Here is a 22,055-nt window from a genome sequence, read left to right as displayed (position 1 = left end):
TGGAAAAATGCCTGTGTTTATAATTTTAATTTCACTTTTGCAGCAATGCAAAACCAGCAAGTAGCCGCATCTTTGCTGTGTAGAACGTTGGCACTTTTAGCTTGATAAAAGCTGTAGCCGCACAGTTGCGTTCACCGGCATTTCGAAATAATTTTTACAAAACAACAGCCGCCAAAAGTACTGGAAAATGGAACGTGTTCAGGAATTGATCGACAAATTGTATCAGCAGCGACTGCGCCAGGAAGCGCCCATGCAACTACTACCCACCGTGCAGCAACTGTACGATGCACTGCTGCTTGCCGCGCAAAAGACGCCTGCGCCAAAGAATGAAAAAGTGGCGGTGGTAATGCCTTCGAAGCCGCGTGTGGCGGTGCGCAGCCCTTACGAGGAAACGCCTAGGCCAACAGTGGTAGTGCCGCCGGTTGCACCGCCGCCTGCCCCGGTTGCAGCACCAGCACCCACTGCTCCTGTTGTAATCCAGGAGCCGGAACCAGCACCAACGCCAGCGCCGATTGTGGAAGCAGCAATACCTCCAGCGCCGCCCGCAGAAGCTATTGCACCGCCGCCTCCGGCAGTGCCTGCGCCGGCACCGGAGCCCGAAGTAGCCGCACCCAAAAGGGAGCCTTATTTTTTACAAAAACCTGGCATGGGCGGAGCAGTCGAAGCGCAGAAATTTGCGCAGCCCGAACCGCAACCCGAGCCCCAGCCGGCACCACAGGCCAACCTGTTTGGCGCTCATTTTGACTTGGCCGACGAGGCGCCCACACTGCAGCAGCAGGAGCCCAAGCAGGCACCCAAAGAAATTCATGAACTGATCAGCGGACCACAGGAATCGCTCAACGATCGACTGAAGCAGGAGCGCACCGAACTGGCCCATGTGTTGAAAGACACGCCTATCAAGGACTTGCGCAAGGCCGTTGGGGTAAATGATAAGTTTTTGTTTGTAAACGAACTGTTCCGCGGCGATGAAGCGATGTATGAACGCAGCATCAAAACCATCAACTCGTTCCACATTTTCCCCGAAGCCGAATATTGGATCAACCGCGAATTAAAAGTAAAACTGGGCTGGCTGGACCAGAGCCCCACCGTAAAACATTTTTATCAGTTGGTAAGAAGGCGGTTTTCCTGAATATAGCGCATGATGCGCTCCGTGGCGCCGCCATTTTCCTGAACATATTGCTCCGCAGCAACCGAAGCCGCCTCCAGGGCGGCTTTGTTGTGCAGCAGCCGTTCCATGGTTTCTTGGAGGTCCGCTGCGTTGGCGATGCTATACCCGGCACCGGCATCGATCAATCCTTGTGCCTCTCTAAATTTTTCGTGGGTTGGCCCAAAAATGACCGGCTTGCCCCAAACGGCCGCTTCCAGCGTGTTGTGGATGCCGCTGGGTATAAATCCACCGCCCACATAAGTTATCGTGGCGTATTGGTACAGCCGCGACAGCATGCCAATGTTATTAATAATAAGTACCTGTGCGTCTTTTAGTAAATAAGGATTAGCTGCCGCTTCGGAATGGAGCACGTTTTTGGGAAATGTTTGTTGCAGCGCCGCAATATGGCCGTCATTGATTTCGTGTGGTGCAATGATGATTTTCAAATCAAAATGCATTTGCTGCAACAAATGCTCATCGCTGGGCCAGCTACTGCCCGCCACCAGCACGGGGCTATTGCTCACAAACTGCGCTACCAATGGAATTGGTGTACCATTTTGCCGGATGGCCAGAACCCGGTCGAAACGAGTGTCGCCGCTGATGCTGCATTGCTTAATGCCGCGGCTGTGCAGCAGGTCGATGGAAGTCTGGTCTTGGACAAACAAGTGCCGGAACCGGCGCAGCATAATGCGCTGGAAACCGCCAAACCATTGAAAAAAAGATTGTCCCGGCCGGAAAATAGCGGAGATCAGCAACAGCGGCACGCCGGCTTTGCTGACGGCTCTAAGGTGGTGGTACCAAAAATCATATTTCGAAAAAATAACCAGCGAAGGACGAACTGCCGCCACAAGTTTTTTTGCATTGGCCGCAGTATCAAAGGGCAGGTAGCAACGCACATCGAGACCCGGATAATTTTTAGCGGCGTCATAGCCCGAAGGCGAAAAAAAAGTGCCCAGCACCAAGTGGCCGGGATAGGCCTGCCGGATGGCTTCGATCACTGGCTTTGCCTGCTCAAATTCGCCGGTGGAAGCACTGTGCACCCACACCACCGGTTTGCCTTCCGGATTGAATCCAGCCAGTGCGGGAAAAATATCCTTGCGGCCGCGCAGGCCGGCTCTTGCCTTTGGGTTGCCTAAAGCTGCAAGGCGCATGCCCAGGCGTAAAATCAGTATAAAAAGGTTGTACAGAACTACCAATCAGCTATAAAGTTTGTAAGCGGCAAATGTAAGCGCGGGGCCTTACCAAACCATATTTCCCTATTTTTGCGCCACTTTTAAATTTAATATATCAGGATGCGGGCAATACAGATGGTGGATTTGAAAACCCAGTACCACCATATCAAAGAAGAAGTGGATGCTGCAGTTTTAGGGGTTTTGGAAAGCAGCGCATTTATCAATGGCCCGCATGTTGGCCGCTTTGCATCCGCTTTGGGAACATACCAGGGTTCAGCGCATGTGGTTCCCTGCGCCAACGGCACCGATGCCCTGCAGATAGCGATGATGGCCCTGGGCCTGCAGCCCGGCGACGAAGTGATTACCCCTTCATTTACTTATATAGCAACTACCGAAGTAATTGCGCTGCTGCGCCTGACGCCGGTGTTTGTAGATGTAGATCCAAAGACTTTTTGCATTGATCCCGAGGCGATTGAAAAAGCCATTACGCCCCGCACCAAAGCCATTGTGCCGGTGCACCTATACGGGCAGGCGGCGGATATGGAGCGCATCATGGAAATTGCGCAGCGCCACAACCTGTTTGTAATTGAAGACAACGCGCAGGCCATTGGCTGCGATGTATATTTTAGCAACGGCACCACGAAGAAAACCGGCGCCATCGGTACCATTGGTACTACTTCTTTTTTCCCATCAAAAAACCTTGGCTGCTATGGCGATGGCGGTGCTATTTCTACGCAGGATGAAGCGCTGGCCAATACTTTGCGCATGGTGGCCAACCATGGCCAAAGTGTTCGGTACTACCACGACCTGGTAGGCTGCAACAGCCGGCTCGATACCATTCAGGCGGCTGTTTTGGAAATAAAACTCAAACACCTCGATGCATACATCGATGCACGCCGTGCCGTTGCCGACCACTACGATGCAGCATTTAAAGATGTTCCCGGCATCACTACGCCGTTCCGGAGCCCGGCTTCGCGGCATGTGTTTCACCAATATACTTTAGTTTTAGACGGTATTGACCGGGATGCGCTCCATGCTTATCTTGCGTCGGAAAACGTGCCGTCGATGATATATTACCCTGTACCAGCTCACCGCCAAAAAATGTTTGCCAGCTTCAATGCTGCAGCTACACAGCTACCCGTAACTGACTGGCTAACCGAAAGGGTAATATCGCTGCCCATCCATACCGAAATGGAACCGGAACAACTGCACCACATTACGTCCCGCATTTTATCTTTCGTAACCAAATAAACCAACATGAAAATTACTGTTGTAGGCACAGGCTATGTAGGTCTTGTAACAGGCACCTGCTTAGCTGAGACCGGTAACGTAGTTACCTGCGTAGACATCGACGAACGTAAAGTTAATAAGCTGAAAAATGGTCAGGTCACCATTTACGAGCCGGGACTGGAAAAACTATTTGAGCGCAACCTAAAGGAAGAGCGCCTTTTTTTTACCACCGATCTGGAAGAAGGCATCAAAGATGCCGCCATTATATTTTTGGCACTACCCACACCTCCGGGTGAAGATGGCTCTGCCGACCTGAAATATGTTTTGGGCGTAGCTGAGCATCTGGGGAAAATCCTGACTGATTACAAAGTAATCATCGACAAAAGCACCGTGCCGGTAGGTACTGCGGAAAAAGTGCATGCAGCTATTGCTAAAAACTACGCAGGCGAGTTCGACGTGGTTTCCAACCCCGAATTTTTGCGTGAAGGTGTGGCCGTTGACGACTTTATGAAACCCGATCGCGTGGTGATTGGCACTACTTCGGAACGAGCCAAAAAACTGCTCACCGAATTGTATGGTCCTTATGTTCGCCAGGGCAACCCCATCATCTTTATGGATGAACGTTCGGCCGAACTGACCAAATACGCAGCCAACTCATTCCTGGCTACCAAGATTTCGTTCATGAACGAAATTGCGCAACTCTGCGAACGCCTAGGTGCCGATGTGGATATGGTGCGCCGCGGTATTGGCTCGGACGACCGTATTGGTAAACGCTTCCTGTTTCCCGGCATCGGTTATGGCGGTAGCTGTTTCCCAAAAGACGTACAGGCGCTGGTTCATTCTTCCAATGAGGTGTCTTACGAATTCAAGATTTTGAATGCGGTTATGGATGTAAATGAAACGCAGAAAAAACACCTGGTTTCCCGCATCAACAACTATTTTGAAGGAAACCTGCAGGGTAAACATTTTGCTGTGTGGGGTCTTGCGTTCAAACCCAATACCGACGACATTCGCGAAGCACCGGCACTGGAGATCATCAACAGTTTGCTGGAAGCTGGTGCCACCGTTTCTGCATTCGATCCGGAAGCCATGCCTAATGTGAAAGCCATTTTAGGAGATAAAATCAATTTTGCCGAAACACAATACGATGCGTTGGAAAGCGCTGATGCGCTGATCATTGCAACGGAGTGGAACGAGTTCCGTACACCGGATTTCGACAAGGTGTTGGCTACATTAAAAGAGCCGGTGATCTTCGACGGCCGCAACCTTTTTGAAGTGCCGGCCATGTTCGAAAAAGGTTTCCATTACGAAAGCATTGGCCGCCCTTTAATCCAACTCCCTAAAATAGTGTAATGGCAAAAAGAATATTGATTACCGGCGGCGCAGGTTTCCTGGGTTCGCACCTGTGCGACCGGTTTATAAAAGAAGGCTACCAGGTGGTGGCCATGGATAACCTCATTACCGGCGACCTGCGCAACATTGAGCACTTGTTTCCGCTGAAGGAGTTTGAATTTTACCACCACGACGTTACCAAGTTTATTCATGTTCCCGGCAAGCTCGATTACATCCTGCATTTTGCTTCGCCTGCAAGCCCCATCGATTACCTAAAAATCCCCATCCAAACCCTGAAAGTGGGTGCCATGGGAACGCATAATTGTTTGGGTTTGGCAAAAGCAAAAGGTGCCCGCATTTTAGTGGCTTCTACTTCGGAGGTGTATGGCGATCCGCTGGTGCATCCGCAGACTGAGGAATACTGGGGCAATGTAAACCCGGTAGGTCCGCGTGGTGTGTACGACGAAGCCAAGCGCTACCTGGAGTCCATCACCATGGCATACCACAATTTTCATGGTGTAGAAACCCGCATTATCCGCATCTTCAATACCTACGGGCCGCGTATGCGCCTCAATGACGGCCGTGCACTGCCGGCGTTTGTCGGACAAGCACTTCGTGGCGAAGACTTAACCGTTTTTGGTGACGGATCGCAAACCCGTGCATTCTGCTATGTTGATGATCTGGTGGAAGGCATCTACCGGTTACTATTAAGCGATTATGCAATGCCGGTAAACATTGGTAACCCCAGCGAAATTTCGTTGAAGGAATTTGCAGAAGAAGTATTGCAATTGACCGGCAACACAGTAAAAATTGCGTACAAGCCGCTGCCTGCCGATGACCCGAAACAACGTAAGCCGGACATCACTAAAGCAAGGGAAATTCTTGGGTGGGAACCCAAGGTTGGCCGTGCAGAAGGTTTGAAAAAAACGTATGAATATTTCAAATCGCTGCCGTCAGAAGAGTGGAGCAAGCAACCAAAGGAATTTGTCAGTCAGAAATAAGTTTTAAAAATTAAACAATAGGATTCAAGCACATGTACCAGCAGTTGGTGGAGAAAAAGCAAAAGCTTGCAGTGATTGGTTTAGGCTATGTAGGCCTGCCCATAGCACTGGAGTTTGCCAAAAAGATTTCGGTAATTGGTTTTGATATCAATGCCCAGCGCATTGAGCTGATGAAGCAGGGCATCGATCCCTCGAACGAACTGGAGCGGGAAGCTTTTGAAGGCTGTGATATTACCTTCACCAACTCGCTGGACGTGCTGCGTGAGGCTACATTTTTTATTGTAGCTGTACCCACACCCGTAGACCATCATAATGTACCGGATCTTACTCCGGTTAAAAGGGCCAGTGAAACCATCGGCAAGGTGGTGAAGCAGGGCGACTATGTAGTGTTTGAATCCACCGTATATCCCGGCTGCACCGAAGAAGATTGTTTGCCGATCATTGAAAGGCTTTCGGGCCTTACTATGGGCGAAGGTTTCAAGTTGGGTTATTCACCTGAGCGCATCAATCCAGGCGATAAACAACACACGCTGGCCACCATTGTAAAAGTAGTGTCGGGATGTGATGCCGAATCTTTGGACACCATTGCTAAAGTGTATGAACTGGTGGTTACTGCCGGCGTGCACCGTGCTTCGAGCATCAAAGTAGCCGAGGCTGCAAAGATCATCGAAAATACCCAGCGCGACCTGAACATTGCCTTGATGAATGAGCTTTCGATCATCTTTGATCGCATGGGCATCAACACCTTTGAAGTACTGGAAGCTGCAGGCACCAAATGGAACTTCCTGAAGTTTTTCCCCGGCCTGGTAGGCGGCCATTGCATTGGTGTGGATCCATACTACCTAACTTATAAAGCAAGTGAGCTGGGCTACAACTCCCGTGTCATTCTTGCCGGCCGCTACATCAACGACAACATGCCGCTATACCTTGCCCGCAAGGTGGTGCAGCATGTGATCAAAAATGTGGATGACGTAAAAAGCGCCAAGGTGCTGGTGATGGGTGCAACGTTTAAAGAAAACGTTTCCGACATCCGCAACTCGAAGGTGGCCGATGTGGTGCGTGAACTGCAGGACTTTTTCCTGAATGTAGATGTGGTTGACCCGCATGCCGATAGTGATGAACTGCAGCATGAATACGGTTTTGGTTTGGCAAAAGAAACAGCCAAAGATTACGATGCAGTGATTGTAACGGTTTGCCACGAGCCTTATGCTTTGCTCGATGATGCTTATTTTGCGTCCATTACCAAACCCAATGCCCTGATTGCCGATTTGAAAGGTACCTACCGCGGTAGCATCACCAACAGGCAATACTGGAGCTTCTAAGAAATTTTATGTTATTTGAAACTTGTGCTATCCCCGGGCTGGTCATTGTTACACCAAAATTGTTTCAGGACAGCCGGGGATATTTTTTTGAGTCGTATAACCGCAAACCTTTTGTTGATAACGGCATCACTGCCGACTTCGTGCAGGACAATCAATCCCGATCAACTTATGGCGTGATCCGTGGATTGCATTACCAGCGCAATCCTTTTGCACAGGCCAAACTGGTGCGTGTGCTGCAAGGAACGATACTTGATGTAGCCGTTGATATCCGCGAAGGTTCGCCAACGTTTGGGCAACATTTCAGCATTGAATTGTCCGATGAAAATTGCAAGCAATTGTACCTGCCTGCCGGCTTTGCACATGGCTTTTCTGTACTGAGCGAAACAGCAGTTGTGTCGTACAAATGCGATCAGTATTATAATAAAGAAAGCGAAGGCGGCATTCGTTTCGACGACCCGGCGCTTGGAATTGATTGGCGGGTTCCAACTGCAAATGCAATCGTTTCCGATAAAGACCTGCTATTGCCCGTTTTGTCTGAAGCACATCACAACTTTACTTTTTAATTACCATGAATATTCTGGTTACAGGTGCCGACGGCCAATTGGGCAGCGAATTGCAGGAGCTTGCAAAAACTGCAGCGGCGCACCAATTTATCTTTACCGACCGCAACACCCTGGATATTACCGATGCAGCGGCCGTGGCAGATGCGATTGCTAAAAACAGCGCACAGTATGTGATCAATTGCGCAGCGTACACGGCGGTTGATCGTGCAGAAACGGATTTGGAAACTGCGATGGCAATCAACAGCGAAGGTGCCGGCATTTTAGCTGCAGCGTGCCACCATGCCGGTGCACGGTTTGTGCATGTTTCCACAGACTATGTGTTTGATGGCAATGGCTCCAGCCCTTACCGAGAAGACGATCCTGTTGACCCGGTAAATGCTTACGGCAAAACCAAGCAAAGCGGCGAGGCTGCGGTGCTGGAAGCAAATGCCGGCAGCATCATCATCCGCACATCCTGGGTGTACTCCCAGTTTGGAGGCAATTTTGTAAAAACAATGATGCGGCTGATGGGCAGCCGTGCCGAAGTGGGTGTAGTGGCCGACCAGTATGGTTCGCCTACCTATGCCGCCGACCTGGCCGCAGCCATCATGCACATCATTGATGGTGGCAACTGGGTGCCGGGCATTTATCATTTCAGCAACGATGGTGTAATTACCTGGTTTGAATTTGCCGAAGCCATCCGCGAAATGATTGGATCTAACTGCAACGTGCAACCGCTTACTACTGAGCAGTATCCCACACCAGCAAAAAGGCCAGCTTACTCGGTAATGGATAAAACCAAGATCCAGCAAACATTTGGGCTGCCACTGCAGCCCTGGCGCCAAAGCCTGCAGCGTTGTGTGCAAAAACTGGCGGCAGCGAATTCATAATTTTATTGCATCGTTTTATAAGGTGCGGCACAAATCACCGCTAAACCCGGCAACAGGCTACGGCCGCCCAACGGGTTTAGCGGTGATTTTTTTATTGGTTTGATTTTCTAATGTGATCGGTGTAGTAGCTTTCCGTCTGAACAATTGCTTCTGCCCCAATAGTCCTGAATTGCTTATGAACGATGTTCTTGACTTTTTTAGCAAGCTGCTGGATACTTCCGACTGGCCGCCGCGGTGGCATTGCGGCAAATGGACGGAATTTCACGGCTGGTTGTACATCATCAGCGATCTGCTCATCTGGTCGGCATATTTTGCCATACCCCTTATTATCCTCAAATTCATTACCCGCAAAGCAAAAGCCCGGTTCATCAGGGCTTATTTTCTTTTTGCTGCGTTTATCCTTGCCTGTGGCTCCACGCATTTACTCGATGCCATTACTTTTTGGTTCCCGGCCTACCGGCTAAATGCGTTGGTCCGGTTCATTACCGGCGCTGTTAGCTGGGCCACCGTTTTTTACATGATCAAGATAATGCCCCAGGCCATGACGCTTAAAACCAATGAAGAATTGGAGCACGAAGTGGCCGAACGGGAAAAGGCGGAACAGGAACTGCGCATTGCCAACCAGCAGTTGCTTGTAGCGCAGGATATTGCCAACCTCGGTCACTGGCATTGGGACATGGCCCGTGACCAGGTGATCTGGTCGGCAAAGCTGTACCAGATTTTTGGGTTGCCTAACGGCACGCCCATTAATTACAAACAATACCTCCAGCACATTCACCCCGCCGACCGGCAGCGGGTAAATAAATCGGTGGAAGAGGCTTTGGCAAAAAAGCAATATGCCGGTATGTATCACCGCATTTTGCTGGAAGATGGTACTGAGAAAATTCTATTTTCGAAAGGCGAAGTGTTGGTGGATGCTGACGGGAATTTAACCGGTTTGCTGGGCACTGCACAGGATGTAACCGAGCAGCAAAAGGCACAGCAGGAACTGGTGGAAAAAACTTATGCACTGGAAGCCACCAACCAGGAGCTGCAGCGTTTTGCTTATGTTGCCAGCCACGATTTAAAAGAGCCGCTGCGCAAAATATTGACCTTTGCATCCCTGCTGCAGCAGCAAGGCAAAGACCACCTCGACGAACGGGAACAGGGCTATGTGGGCAAGATTGTACAATCCACTGCACGCATGCAAACGCTTATTGAGGACATTCTGCAATTCTCCAGCATTCGCGAACAAGCAAAGGGTTTTGTACGGGTAAACATGATGGAGTTGTTACACCAGGTACTGACTGATATGGAGGTTTTGATTGGCCAGACCGATGCCCGCATTTCCTGGAACGAGCTGCCGCAAGTGGAAGCGATTCCGAGCCAAATTGGCCAGTTGCTACAAAACCTGTTGACCAACGCCATCAAGTTTGCAAAGCCCGGTATGCCGCCGCGCATTGTTATTGAAGGCAGGTTGCTTACCGCACAACAATTGAATCGTGAACGCTTGTTTCCTGCATTTACCCAATCACTGCTGGATGGCAACAACGAACAGGCACGCCAGCCGCTTTTTTTGCTGAAAGTAGAAGATGATGGCATTGGTTTCGACCCGGCTTATACGGGTAAAGCTTTTGAAATATTCCAGCGGCTGCATGGTGCGCAGTATGGCGGCACCGGTATCGGGCTGGCCATTTGCAAACGCATTGCCGAAAACCACCACGGCGCAATTACTGCGTTAAGCCAGCCGGGGAAAGGAGCCGAGTTTTTCCTGGTGATGCCAGTGTTGCAACAAGGTGTGCAAGCGTTGTAGAAAAGAGTAGGAGTTTTATCGTTGAAAAACGTTGCAGGATTTTTTGTTCTTGAAAAAATCAGTTGGATTTTAAGTATTTCATTTTAATAGATAAACAAGCTTTTTGCCAAGCAACTTTCTCCAACATTTCCTTTGAATAAAACTGCATCTTTAAAAGCGACTAAGCGATTCTGCTTTTGAGCGCCATTTAGATTAAAACATGTTCAATATTTTCCGCAAGATGGACAACTCGCTTATTGATGCTGCAACCTTGCAACAGATTCTTGGCGAGGTACTTTCTCCAAAACTTGGACAGCTTGGCTTGACCAGGCAAGCAAACTATCTATGGTATGATTCCACTGTGGATCATATCAGGCGAGGATTTTCTTATTCGCTTTTAAAGGGAGGACAAGCAACATTTACATGGGGCGTAAACCTTGACTTTTTGCCAATAGTTTCAAATGGAAAAATCGTTTATCATAAATCAGCGAAAAGATATGTGCATCATCTTTTTGAATGGACAGATGAATACAGGAGTTCATTCTTGGGTAAAGAACTTGCTGGCGGTATAACTACTCATTTTGGTGCTCACAACGCAAGGAAATCCATTGCCACACTTTTTAAACGATATGAATCAAGCATTGTAAACTGGTTTAATACAGCATCGTCAATATCAGAGTTGGTAAGCATAGCGGAGCGGCAAGTAGCCGATGGGAAACATTACAAATTTCATAATCCACATCCAGCGTATGTTTTGGCATTTCTCAATGCTAAAGCAAACCGGCTTGACCAAGCGGCCGGGCTGTTTGACAATTTAGACGATTACTATTTCGACAACAACGCGGAGTTAAGGATAAAGCTGAAGGAAAAGTTGCTCGCCTTAGCAGGGGCGAAGAACTGAGCCTGACAGAGGTTTTTCCCGGTAGATGACCGCCATCCATTTGCAAAAGTTCAGTTTTTATCATAAATGCGAAATAGGTTTTCTCTTTCAACTGCCTAGACATAAAATTCCAGCAAAGCACAATCATTTTTCTATCTAACACCCCACTCAGCCATCCTTTTTCCGGCATTACCACCCTGCAGCAATAGCAGTAAAAAAATTATTTCTAAAAATAATGGCAAACCCATTGGGGAGTTTGGCCATTTGTCCTGTCTTTATTAGCTACTGCACATTATGTCGGAAGTTTTTTACTACTTGGTGGGAAAGGTTCTTACTGGCGAGGCCATGGCTTCGGAAAAGGAACAACTGGCCGGGCTGCTCCAGTCCGACGAGGAACTGCGCCAATTATACGATGCCCTATTTTCCCCAAAAACCGAAACGACCGAGCAGGACGAACTCGCCGCGGAGCAGGCCTTTGCGGCACATGCCGTGCGGCTCCAAATTGAGGGCGAACTGGAGCAAAGCAAACAACTGCTGGAAGAAGAGGCTATAACGGAGCCGCCTAAGCGCAGTATCCGGAAAATAGGGTATTGGGTGGCCGCAGCATGCGTGGTAGCGCTGCTCGGTGTTTCCATTTTTTGGTACAGCCAAAACAATACCGGCACCGATGGGCATAACCGCAACGAAGTGGTTACCCGCAAAGGTTCCAAGTCGCACATAACACTGCCGGATGGTACCACCGTTTGGCTAAATGCCGACAGTAAGCTTACCTATGAAGGTGATTTTGGCCGGCAAACCCGCGAAGTGGTACTCACAGGTGAAGGCTATTTTGATGTGGCTAAAGACAAAAAACGCCCCTTCATTATCCACACCGGTGGCATGGAAGTAAAAGTGCTTGGAACGGCTTTCAATATTCGTTCTTATGCCGACGAAAACACCATCGAAACGTCGCTGATTCACGGCTCTATCGAAGTAACACTGAAATCGGACCCGGCGCAGAAAATTTACCTGAAACCACACGATAAACTGGTGGTGGCCAAAGCCCAAGAGCCTGCAGCAACAGCCAACACAACCCCTAAAAAGCAGCAAGCAGCACCGAAGAATTGCCCTTGTTTACTTTGAAAAAAATAAACTTCCTGACTAACGACAGCATCAGCACCGAAGCCTCCTGGGTGGACAACAAGCTGTCGTTTGATAACGAGCCATTTGAAACCGCAGCGCTCAAAATGGAGCGCTGGTACAATGTAGTATTTGAAATCAAAAACGAAGACCTGAAAGGTTTGCGGTTTACCGGCGAATTTGAACACAAAAACCTGCTCAACGTGCTGGAAGCACTGCAGGTAAGCCGGAGCTTTCACTTCAAGATCACCGACGAAACCGTGACCATCTGGTAACAAACGATTGCACCACTAAAACCGATTGCCATGCACCAACACAAGCCAACCTAGCCGTAAAAAAACGGAGAATGCGCCAACATTCTCCGCTGTTAAAATCTGAACAGAACTCTGCACGAGTAATTAATTCATCCTCTAACATTTCAATTCTAAATTATGAAAAATGAGGGATATGGGAGGGTTATGCCTTCTTATGCCACCATCACCAAATTTCTGCTGGTAATGAAACTGACGATCTTGCTGATTTGTTTTTTTTCACTGCAAACCATAGCAAACGACGGCCGGGCCCAGGAGCGCATCACGCTGAACTTGGAAAACACGTCGTTGAAAAAGGTGTTCAAGGCAATTGAAAAAGAAACGGTGTTCCGTTTTGTTTATAACGATGATCTGCTGCCGCAGCATAAGATCAGCATCCGGGTAAAAGAAGAAGGGCTGGATGCAGTAATGAAAAAGCTGTTGAACAACACGGCTCTTTCGTTCCGTGTAATGAGCTCCAACCTGGTAGTGGTTTCAGGCGATGCCACCAACGATGCACATGATGTGCGGGGCGTTGTTACCGATGCTGCCGGCAAACCTCTCTCCGGCGTAAGCGTGCTGGAAAAAGGCACCAATAACGGCACCACCACCGCCGACAATGGATCATTTCAACTGACTACAAATTCATCGCGGGCCGTGCTGGTGATCAGCATTGTGGGCTACACGCCACAAGAGGTGCCGGTAAATGGCCAAGCCAGTATTTCGGTAAAATTGGCCGAAGCCAATAACCAAATGGCCGACGTGGTAGTGGTGGGCTATGGCACGCAGCGCAAAGGCAGCGTAGTTGGCGCCATTTCTACGGTAAAAGTAGCCGATGTAAAAAGCGCTGCGCCCCGTTCGCTCAACAACGCACTGGCCGGTAAAGTGGCCGGTGTAATTTCGGTGCAGCGCAGCGGTGAGCCTGGTTATGATGATGCACAATTCTGGATTAGGGGCGTGAGCACATTTGGCGCCGGTGCCAATCCATTGGTGCTGGTTGATGGTGTTGAGCGTCCGCTGAACAACATCGAGCCGGAAGAGATCGAATCTTTTTCGGTGTTGAAAGATGCTGCTGCAACCGCCATTTATGGCATCCGTGGTGCAAATGGTGTGATACTGGTTACAACACGGCGGGGTTCAAAGGAAAAACCAAATATCAGCTTTAAAATTGAGCGGGGTATTTCGGCGCCTACCCGTGTGCCCGAGTTTGTGGATGCCCCTACTTACCTCAACCTGTACAACGAGGCGCAACTGGCTTCCAACCCCAATTTTGTAACGCCCTACACGCCTGAGATCATTGCAAAATATGCCTCCGGCGAAGACCCGTTGCTGTATCCCAACGTGGATTGGATCGACCTGATGATGAAGGACTACTCTAACCAAAGCCGCGCCAACCTGAACATCGCCGGTGGCGGTGATGTAGCCCGATATTTCGTGTCGGCCAGCTACTATTCCGAAGACGGCATTTGGAAAGGCGATAACCTGAATACTTACAATACCAATGCGGGTTTAAAGCGTTATAATTTCCGTGCAAATACCGACATCAACCTCAGTAAACGCACCGAGTTGAGCCTAGGCATTGGCGGCATTTTGGTGACCGGCAACTATCCCGGTACCGGTGCACCGGCAATCTGGCAGGGTGGCCCCAATGGTGGCAATGGTGGCGGTATGATGTATGCTACGCCGGTGGGCTATGCGCCTTATTATCCCAATCCGCAGGGCAATGGCATTGTGTATGGCGGTATCAATGGTGTGGAAAACCCATACGAATTGCTTACCGGTCGTGGCTTTGCCACGGAGTGGCGCAATACCATTCAATCGGACATTACCCTCAAACGCGACCTGTCGGATTTGGTAAAAGGCTTGCGCATCCAGGGCAAATTTGCATTTGATGGTTACAACCGGCATTTTATACAAAGAACCCGCGTGGCCGACCGATGGATTGCCACCGGCCGCGACCCCAACACTGGCGAACTGCTGCTGAACCGTTGGCTGGAAGGACAAAAAGACCTGGGCTTTGCACGCCAGTCGGGTGGTAACCGCCGCATGTACCTGCAGGCCGACCTGAACTACAACCGTACTTTTGGCGATCATACCGTTGGTGGCCTGCTGCTGTACAACGAGCAGGATTACCAGGATGGTGAAGCCAATGCTGCCATCGCTTCGCTGCCTTTTCGGTTACAGGGCCTCGTTAGTAGGGCCACCTATGCTTACCGAAACAAATATTTTCTTGAAGTAAGCGCCGGCTACAACGGTTCGGAGAACTTTAAAAAAGGAAAACGCTTTGGCTTTTTCCCTGCAGTTGCCGGCGGATGGGTAGTATCCGAAGAGGCGTTTTTTGAAAAAAATATCAAGGCAATTGAATACCTGAAACTGCGTGGCTCGTTTGGCGAAAAAGGCAACGACCAGATTGGTGGTCGCCGCTTTGCGTACCTCACCACTGTAGGAAACGGCAACGGCGGTTATCCATTTGGGTTAGATGGCAACAACGACATCGGCTCCCGTGGCGAAGACCAGTGGGGCGCCGACCTTACCTGGGAAGTGGAGCGGGAACTGAACCTTGGGTTTGAAATTCGTTTCCTGAAAGGATTTTACCTGCAGGCCGATTTCTTCAACCGCCACCGCCAGGGCATTTATGTGCAGCGCAACGATCTGCCTGCCCTGATGGGTTTGCAAAACAACCCGTTTGGCAACCTGGGCGAGTTTAAAAACAGGGGTGTGGACGGAACCCTGGAATACCGCAAAAAGCTGGGCAAGATAGACCTGACGCTGCGCGGCAATTACACCTATGCCCGCAACAACCTGATTGAAATGAACCAGCCCGACTGGATGTATCCTTACCTCAACCGCGAAGGCAAAAGACTGAACCAACCCTTTGGCCTCGTAGCGGAAGGTTTGTTTGTAGATGCAGCGGATATTGCCAAATCGCCCACACATTCGTTTGGCCCCGTACGTCCCGGCGATATCAAATACACCGATATCAATGGCGATGGCAAAATCGACAACAACGACCAGGTGGCTATTGGCAACCCATCCACACCCGAAGTGATCTATGGCTTTGGTACCACCATTGGCTACCGCGGCTTTGATCTTTCGCTGTTTTTCCAGGGTGGCGATAACATGGATTTTATGCTCGGGGGCATTGGCTTTTATCCGTTCCGCGAAGCCGGTTTCCGCGGCAGCGTAAGCAAGTATGCACTGGACCGCTGGACGGTTGATAGCCCAAGTCAGAACGTGTTGTTTCCACGCCTTTCCATGGGCCTCAATTCCAACAACACACAGCCCTCCACCTGGTGGCAGCGCGAAGCGTCGTACCTGCGCCTGAAGACTGCCGAACTGGGCTACACACTGCCCAAGAACCTGACACAAAGGGCCAGGATCAACACGTTCCGTGTGTATGTAAGCGGCTTCAATTTGCTTACCTGGAGTAAGTTCAAATACTGGGATCCTGAACTGGGCAGCGGCAACGGTGCGGCTTATCCCATTCAGCGCAATCTGTACTTAGGCTTAAACATGAACTTTTAATCCACTGGTTATGCAAATCCTGAAATCAAACATAAAATACCTGCTGCTGTTGCTGGCAGTACTCAACTTTTCGTGTAGGAAAGATTTCCTGGACAAACAGCCTGATGACATGCTGACGCTGGATCAGGTGTTCAACAACCGCCTGGAAGCGGAGCGCTACCTGCGCAATGTGTATTCTTTTTTACCCAACGAAATGGCGCCGTGGACCAACTTCTCGGGTATATCCGACGAAGGTGATATCCTGTTTGTGAACATGGAGCACAACGATATCAATAACGGCAACTGGAGCCCTGATCGAATCCCATTCAACGACTTCGGCGGTTTGTATCGCGGCATCCGTTCCGCTTCGGTTTTTCTTACCCGCATTGGCGAGTGCAATGAATGCGAGCAGCTGATTCCGGGCAGTAAAAAGCAATGGGCCGCCGAAGCAAAAGCGCTGCGTGCCTGGTATTACTTTTTGCTGATGCGCAAGTTTGGGCCGGTGGCTTTGGTAAAAGACATTCTGCCGGTAGATGTGGAATTGGGCGCTACGCAATTGGCCCGCAGCTCGTTCGACGAATGTGTGGCGTACATCATGGAAGAACTGGATGGCGCACAGGCGGCGCTGCCGCAAAAAGTGGCCGACACCCGCGAACTGGGCCGAGTAGATGGCCGCGTGGTGCAAGCCATGAAATCGAGGATTTTGCTGTATGCCGCCAGCCCGCTGTGGAACGGCAATACCGATTATAGCAACTTCAAAAATAGTGATGGCAAGCAACTGGTAAATACCACGTATGACGCGGACAAATGGAAGAAAGCAGCCGATGCTGCGAAACTGCTGATTGATATGATGCCCGAGGGTTTGTACAAAAAGAACACCAATGGCGTATTTGACCCGCTGGCTTCTTACCGCGATGTGTTTATTGATCGCTTCAACCAGGAAATAATCTGGGCTAGGCCTTCATCGGATTGGTGGAGTTGGCAAAAACACGCAGCACCGCGCCAGTTCAGGGGCTACAACGGTATGGCTGCCACGCAGCAGCAGGTAGATGCGTACTACATGGCCAATGGCCTGCAGATCAACGAGCCGGGCTCGGGATATGTGGAAGCTGGATTTTCTACCACCGATGGTAAATACACCAAAGCCGGTGCATGGAACATGTATGTAGGGAGGGAACCACGTTTTTACGCCACTATTACATACAACGGCGGTTACTGGCCTTCTAACTCCACACAGGGCAGCGGCGACCGGTTGCAGTTTTATTTCACCGGTTCATCAGGTAAAGGTGGCTCGCATGACTACAGCCCAACGGGTTACCTCATCTCGAAATTTACCAGCCCCAGCAGCAACCCACGCACCGACCAGTTTGTGATGAAGACCTGGAATTATTTCCGCCTCGCAGAGATCTATCTCAATTATGTAGAGGCGCTGAATGAGTACAGTCCTGGTCATGGCGATATCAAAAGATACCTCGATCTCATTCATGAACGGGCAGGCATACCCGCAATTCCTGCGGGCCTGGGCCAGGCCGAAATGCGGGAACGCATCCGGCTGGAACGCCGCATAGAACTGGCTTTTGAAGGCCACCGTGTGTTTGACAACCGCCGCTGGAAAATTGCCGAACAAACCGATGGCGGACCCATGTGGGGCATGAACGTAAACAAGGGCAACAGCTTTACCGATGTTTCCTTTTTTGAACGCACCGTGTTTGAAACCCGCGTGTTTCAAAGAAAGCACTACCTGTGGCCCATCCCCCAATCTGAAATGGACCGCAACAAAGCAATGGTTCAAAACCCCGGTTGGTAATTGCTAAAACAACAACAATGAAAAGCTTTATAAAAAACTATTTATTGCTTTGCCTGCCCGCCCTGTTGCTGTTGGGCACGGGCTGCAAAAAAGAAGAACTGGAAAAAGTAAAAGAACTGGCGCCGCCCAAAATTTACATCACCAATATTGTAGATGGCAGGATTGCCGTGAATGTAGATTCAAGGATTGTGTCGATTGATAAGGCGGCAAAAAAGATCACGGTTGCGCTGGGTGTCAACCGTTCTGGCTTGGCCGACAGGGAAGCCTATTCGGTTAAACTAACCGCTTCGGATGCAGGCTTGCCTGCCGATGTTACGCCGCTGGCGCCAACCGAATATGCGATTGTAGCAGCGGGCAAAGGTGGCAGCGTAGCCACGCTGGATATTCCGGCAGAAGAGTCCTCTGCTGCGTTTGCGGTAGAAGTGCCCAAGTCGGTGCTGGATGCGCATGCAGGTAAAAAGATCGGCGTTATGTTGTCTATTTCAGATCCGAGTAAGTATGAACTGAACGAAGCAATGTCCACCGCTGCACTCATCATTGATGTGGCTACGTTTGGCGAACGCCAGGTAGAAATAACCACGCGGTATTTGAAGAATCCAGGTGCGCCTTTTGCCCGTGCCGACCAGGGCGCCAGCAGCCGGTTTGGCATACTTGCCGACTGGATCAGTAATGATGCGGTAAAGAACATCGACAACCGCACCAAGGGCGGCTTCGACAGCTTTAATGGCGGTGCTTACTTGGCCATGGAACGCTGGGGCACACCCGAAATTCCGAACGGGAAAATTTACCAGACCATCAAATTGCCCCAGGGTAAATACCGCTTTGATGCGGATTTTGAAACGGCGGTTATTTCCAATCAATTGTTGCTTACTGTAGCTGCCGGTGCGGGTTTGCCTGATATCGACAACATCAGCCAGGCCATTGCTACTGCGCCATACAGTGCACCGCGGATGATGTTTGAGCTGCCTGCAGAACAGGAAGTGTCCATTGGTTTTTTGGGCAACCTTGTGAACGATGCACAGGCGTTCAGGGTGCGGTTTGTAAAGCTGTATAAATTTGAAAGTCCTTTTGATTGATGGGGGCAGTTAAACAATAAAACTAAATCAAGAATGCCCGCGGCACATTGCCGCGGGCATTCTTGATTTAGCGCACATTTTACTGCAAAAAATACAGCGCACAGCATGAATAAATTTTCAAATCCGTTGCCGATGGTATAAAATAAGTGTTAAGTTTACGCTTAACATTGGGTTCAACGTTTACTACGCAAAAACTGCACTGCTTGCAATATGAAAAAGATCGACGAATGTGAAGTGCGATTGCTGCAATTGAATGTGGCGCATCACCGCGATGAACATGCTTATAAAAAGCTGTTTTTATTTTATCATCCCACTTTATACCGGTTTGCCTACAGCATTTGCAAAAGCAACGAAGCTGCAGAAGAAATTGTGTCGGATGTAATGGTAAAGATCTGGACGATGAAGTCTGACCTTGCCGCGATCACAAACCTGCGGGTGTATCTGTTCAAAGCCATTCGCAACGCCACGTTCAACTACCTTGCACGCAACCAGAAATACAGCAGTACCCAAATAGAGCAGCTCAATATTGAACTCGACTCCAACCTGTACCAGCCCGAAGAAGCAGCATTGAAAAAAGAGCTGGCGCAAAAAGTAACGGCTGCCGTACAATCGCTGCCACCCAAATGCCAGATGGTGTATAAACTGGTGCGGGAAGATGGTTTTACTTATCGCGAAGTAGCGGCCATTATGGACATCTCTGAAAAAACAGTAGACCGCCACCTCAACATTGCATTGCACAAACTGATGGAGCACATGAGGTGTTACTTCAAAGTGTAACCAACTTGCACACCACTGCAGCAGCTTTCCTCATTTTTTATAAACGTTTATATGAAATATGCATTCATAGTTTTCATTCTATGCACCGCCGTGCCGCGTGTACTTGTAGCGCAGGACAGCGCTTACCTTTTTGCATACTTTACCGGCAACAGCAAGGCCGAAGAATCCATTCGTTTTGCATTGAGCAGTGATGGATACAATTACAGGGCGCTGAATAATAATGAGCCCATCATCTCATCACAACAAATCAGTGCTACCGGTGGCGTTCGCGACCCGCATATTTTGCGTGGCGCTGATGGTAAAACGTTTTACATGGTGGTCACCGATATGGTATCGGCCAATGGATGGAACTCGAACCGGGCCATGGTGCTGATGAAATCGACCGACCTGGTAAACTGGACGCACAGCGTGGTGAATATTCAAAAGCGTTTCCCGGGCAACGACAGTTTGTTGCGGGTGTGGGCACCACAAACCATTTACGATAGCAAGGCTGGCAAATACATGGTGTATTTCTCAATGAAACATGGTAACAGGCCGGATATCATTTACTACGCCTATGCCAACAAGGATTTTACTGACCTGGAATCGGAACCAAAGCAATTGTTTTTTCACCCGCAGAACACCTCCTGCATTGATGGCGATATCATTTATGCAATGGGCAAATACCATTTGTTTTTTAAAACGGAAGGCAGTGGTAATGGCATTAAAAAAGCAGTGTCGAAAAATCTTACAGAAGGATACACCATCGAGCAGGACCGCTACCTGCAACAAACAACTGAAGCGGTAGAAGGTGCCGGTGCATTTAAGCTGATTGGCAAAAACGAATGGATACTGATGTACGATGTGTACATGAAGGGCAAATACCAATTTACCCGCACCAAGGACCTGGAAAACTTTGCAGTGGTGGACCAGGAAGTAACCATGAATTTTCACCCGCGGCATGGAACAGTGATGGTGGTGTCGGCGGCAGAAGCAGCGGCATTGATGAAGCGCTGGGGTAAGCCTGCCGATGTATTGCAATCGGCCGGTGCAAAGGAAATCAAGCGGCTCAATATTGCATACGATTCAGCAAAGCGTACCGTGGTGTTGCCCGTGAAACCGGGCACCAAATTGAATGCGTTCAATCCGCAGTTCAATGCGCCGGCTGGTGTTGTTGTTAAACCCGCAGGTGCGCAGAATTTTGCAAAGGGGCCGGTACAATATTCCGTTGCCATTGAAAGCATGCCGGCACAAACTTTTAACGTAGCGGCCCGCACTTATCACAACCCTGTACTGGAGGGCTTTTATGCCGATCCGGATATCATTTACGCGGAGCAAACTGGCCGCTATTATCTCTACCCAACCAGTGATGGCTTCACCGGTTGGTCGGGTACTTATTTCAAAGCGTTTTCCTCCGCCGACCTGGTAAACTGGAAAGACGAAGGCGTGATTTTGGACTTGCAAAAAGATGTTAGCTGGGCCAAGCGCAATGCATGGGCGCCTTGTATTATTGAAAAGAAAATGGGTGGCAAGCACAAATATTTTTACTACTACACAGCTGCGCAAAAAATTGGTGTTGCAGTAGCCGATCATCCTGCCGGGCCGTTTGTAGATATGGGTAAGCCGCTAATTGCATCGAAGCCCGAAGGCGTAAAAGGCGGACAGGAAATTGATCCCGATGTTTTTACCGATCCCAAAACTGGTAAGTCGTACCTGTATTGGGGCAATGGATATATGGCAGGCGTGGAGCTGAACGAAGACATGGTATCAATCAAGCAGGAAACTATGAAGGTGTTGACGCCTGATGCAACTTTCCGCGAAGGTACGCATGTGTTGTACCGCAATGGTCGCTATTATTTTATGTGGAGCGAAGACGATACCCGCAGCGAAAATTATCGTGTTCGGTACGGCACTGCTGCAGGTCCGCTGGAGCCTATTTCAATACCCAAAGAAAACCTGGTGCTGGCGAAAAACAAGAGTGCTCATATTTATGCAACGGGCCACCATTCCACCATACAAGTGCCCGGCCGCGATGAATGGTATATTGTTTACCACCGCTTCAATTATCCCAAAGGCATTACCATGGGCGATGCGGCGGGTTATAACCGCGAAGTGTGTATTGATAAAATGGAATTTGCTGCGGACGGCTCCATCAAACCAATTACACCAACGCATGAAGGCATCAAGCCAATTGCTAAAAAGAAATGATTAGTGCA

17 protein-coding genes are annotated in these 22,055 nt (G+C 49.5%); 16 read left to right on the top strand and 1 reads right to left on the bottom strand.

The window, feature by feature from the left end:
- The first annotated feature begins 187 nt into the window (after positions 1-187).
- Entirely contained in the window at positions 188-1,129 is a 942-nt protein-coding gene (locus EPD17_RS17020; protein WP_132055750.1) for a hypothetical protein, read from the top strand.
- Here the strand turns inward: EPD17_RS17020 and EPD17_RS17015 are convergent.
- Positions 1,102-2,343: a 3-deoxy-D-manno-octulosonic acid transferase gene (locus EPD17_RS17015; RefSeq protein ID WP_240040654.1), complete on the bottom strand. Its 1,242-nt coding sequence runs from the start codon at positions 2,341-2,343 to the stop codon at positions 1,102-1,104. The two genes, EPD17_RS17020 and EPD17_RS17015, sit on opposite strands and share 28 nt — an antisense overlap.
- Before the next feature lie 96 nt (positions 2,344-2,439).
- Between EPD17_RS17015 and EPD17_RS17010 the strand changes: the two genes are divergently transcribed.
- The 15 genes from EPD17_RS17010 (at position 2,440) to EPD17_RS16940 (ending at position 22,047) form a co-directional block, all read left to right on the top strand.
- Positions 2,440-3,570, top strand: a complete 1,131-nt coding sequence (locus tag EPD17_RS17010; protein WP_132055748.1) for a DegT/DnrJ/EryC1/StrS family aminotransferase — start codon at positions 2,440-2,442, stop codon at positions 3,568-3,570.
- A 6-nt stretch (positions 3,571-3,576) separates the two neighbouring features.
- Complete coding sequence (locus EPD17_RS17005; protein ID WP_132055747.1) at positions 3,577-4,902, top strand: UDP-glucose dehydrogenase family protein; 1,326 nt, start codon at positions 3,577-3,579, stop codon at positions 4,900-4,902.
- A complete protein-coding gene (locus EPD17_RS17000; RefSeq protein WP_132055746.1) occupies positions 4,902-5,882 on the top strand; it encodes a UDP-glucuronic acid decarboxylase family protein in 981 nt (326 codons plus the stop codon). The genes EPD17_RS17005 and EPD17_RS17000 overlap by 1 nt, the downstream gene beginning before the upstream one ends.
- Positions 5,883-5,914: 32 nt before the next feature.
- Positions 5,915-7,204, top strand: coding sequence for a nucleotide sugar dehydrogenase (locus EPD17_RS16995; protein ID WP_132055745.1), 1,290 nt, complete (start codon positions 5,915-5,917; stop codon positions 7,202-7,204).
- A gap of 8 nt (positions 7,205-7,212) precedes the next feature.
- Positions 7,213-7,767, top strand: coding sequence for a dTDP-4-dehydrorhamnose 3,5-epimerase (gene rfbC, locus EPD17_RS16990; protein WP_132055744.1), 555 nt, complete (start codon positions 7,213-7,215; stop codon positions 7,765-7,767).
- 5 nt (positions 7,768-7,772) lie between these two features.
- On the top strand, positions 7,773-8,636 hold the full coding sequence (gene rfbD / locus EPD17_RS16985) for a dTDP-4-dehydrorhamnose reductase (RefSeq protein ID WP_132055743.1): 864 nt from the start codon (positions 7,773-7,775) through the stop codon (positions 8,634-8,636).
- 175 nt (positions 8,637-8,811) lie between these two features.
- Positions 8,812-10,428 carry a sensor histidine kinase gene (locus tag EPD17_RS16980; protein WP_132055742.1) on the top strand — a complete coding sequence of 539 codons (1,617 nt, stop codon included), beginning with the start codon at positions 8,812-8,814 and terminating at the stop codon, positions 10,426-10,428.
- A 199-nt stretch (positions 10,429-10,627) separates the two neighbouring features.
- Complete coding sequence (locus EPD17_RS16975; protein WP_132055741.1) at positions 10,628-11,308, top strand: hypothetical protein; 681 nt, start codon at positions 10,628-10,630, stop codon at positions 11,306-11,308.
- A 273-nt stretch (positions 11,309-11,581) separates the two neighbouring features.
- On the top strand, positions 11,582-12,409 hold the full coding sequence (locus EPD17_RS16970; RefSeq protein ID WP_132055740.1) for a FecR family protein: 828 nt from the start codon (positions 11,582-11,584) through the stop codon (positions 12,407-12,409).
- Positions 12,406-12,681 carry a FecR domain-containing protein gene (locus tag EPD17_RS16965; protein ID WP_165929641.1) on the top strand — a complete coding sequence of 92 codons (276 nt, stop codon included), beginning with the start codon at positions 12,406-12,408 and terminating at the stop codon, positions 12,679-12,681. Before EPD17_RS16970 ends, EPD17_RS16965 begins: the two co-directional genes overlap by 4 nt.
- 222 nt (positions 12,682-12,903) lie before the next feature.
- Positions 12,904-16,221 (top strand): SusC/RagA family TonB-linked outer membrane protein, encoded by a 3,318-nt coding sequence (locus EPD17_RS16960; protein ID WP_165929640.1) that lies wholly within the window; start codon positions 12,904-12,906, stop codon positions 16,219-16,221.
- A 10-nt stretch (positions 16,222-16,231) separates the two neighbouring features.
- The gene (locus EPD17_RS16955; protein WP_132055737.1) at positions 16,232-18,007 is read left to right on the top strand and encodes a RagB/SusD family nutrient uptake outer membrane protein; all 1,776 of its coding nucleotides are present in this window, start codon (positions 16,232-16,234) and stop codon (positions 18,005-18,007) included.
- Positions 18,008-18,024: 17 nt separating this feature from the next.
- Positions 18,025-19,083, top strand: a complete 1,059-nt coding sequence (locus tag EPD17_RS16950) for a DUF5013 domain-containing protein (RefSeq protein ID WP_132055736.1) — start codon at positions 18,025-18,027, stop codon at positions 19,081-19,083.
- A gap of 210 nt (positions 19,084-19,293) precedes the next feature.
- The gene (locus tag EPD17_RS16945; RefSeq protein WP_132055735.1) at positions 19,294-19,860 is read left to right on the top strand and encodes an RNA polymerase sigma factor; all 567 of its coding nucleotides are present in this window, start codon (positions 19,294-19,296) and stop codon (positions 19,858-19,860) included.
- A 51-nt stretch (positions 19,861-19,911) separates the two neighbouring features.
- On the top strand, positions 19,912-22,047 hold the full coding sequence (locus EPD17_RS16940; RefSeq protein WP_132055734.1) for a family 43 glycosylhydrolase: 2,136 nt from the start codon (positions 19,912-19,914) through the stop codon (positions 22,045-22,047).
- Positions 22,048-22,055 lie beyond the last annotated feature (8 nt).

Source organism: Pseudocnuella soli, from assembly GCF_004347775.1.
In the GTDB taxonomy this organism is placed as follows: domain Bacteria; phylum Bacteroidota; class Bacteroidia; order Chitinophagales; family Chitinophagaceae; genus Flavisolibacter; species Flavisolibacter aquaticus.
This window is presented reverse-complemented; position numbering and strand designations above follow the sequence as displayed.

Bases quoted from the DNA above. Each gene is read 5' to 3' on its own strand.
- EPD17_RS16970 (WP_132055740.1), top strand. From the start codon at position 11,582: ATGTCGGAAGTTTTTTACTACTTGGTGGGAAAGGTTCTTACTGGCGAG.
- EPD17_RS16955 (WP_132055737.1), top strand. From the start codon at position 16,232: ATGCAAATCCTGAAATCAAACATAAAATACCTGCTGCTGTTGCTGGCA.
- EPD17_RS16940 (WP_132055734.1), top strand. From the start codon at position 19,912: ATGAAATATGCATTCATAGTTTTCATTCTATGCACCGCCGTGCCGCGT.
- EPD17_RS16975 (WP_132055741.1), top strand. From the start codon at position 10,628: ATGTTCAATATTTTCCGCAAGATGGACAACTCGCTTATTGATGCTGCA.
- EPD17_RS16995 (WP_132055745.1), top strand. From the start codon at position 5,915: ATGTACCAGCAGTTGGTGGAGAAAAAGCAAAAGCTTGCAGTGATTGGT.
- EPD17_RS17005 (WP_132055747.1), top strand. From the start codon at position 3,577: ATGAAAATTACTGTTGTAGGCACAGGCTATGTAGGTCTTGTAACAGGC.
- EPD17_RS16960 (WP_165929640.1), top strand. From the start codon at position 12,904: ATGAAACTGACGATCTTGCTGATTTGTTTTTTTTCACTGCAAACCATA.
- EPD17_RS17000 (WP_132055746.1), top strand. From the start codon at position 4,902: ATGGCAAAAAGAATATTGATTACCGGCGGCGCAGGTTTCCTGGGTTCG.
- EPD17_RS17010 (WP_132055748.1), top strand. From the start codon at position 2,440: ATGCGGGCAATACAGATGGTGGATTTGAAAACCCAGTACCACCATATC.
- EPD17_RS16950 (WP_132055736.1), top strand. From the start codon at position 18,025: ATGAAAAGCTTTATAAAAAACTATTTATTGCTTTGCCTGCCCGCCCTG.
- EPD17_RS16980 (WP_132055742.1), top strand. From the start codon at position 8,812: ATGAACGATGTTCTTGACTTTTTTAGCAAGCTGCTGGATACTTCCGAC.
- rfbC (WP_132055744.1), top strand. From the start codon at position 7,213: ATGTTATTTGAAACTTGTGCTATCCCCGGGCTGGTCATTGTTACACCA.
- EPD17_RS17020 (WP_132055750.1), top strand. From the start codon at position 188: ATGGAACGTGTTCAGGAATTGATCGACAAATTGTATCAGCAGCGACTG.
- EPD17_RS16945 (WP_132055735.1), top strand. From the start codon at position 19,294: ATGAAAAAGATCGACGAATGTGAAGTGCGATTGCTGCAATTGAATGTG.
- rfbD (WP_132055743.1), top strand. From the start codon at position 7,773: ATGAATATTCTGGTTACAGGTGCCGACGGCCAATTGGGCAGCGAATTG.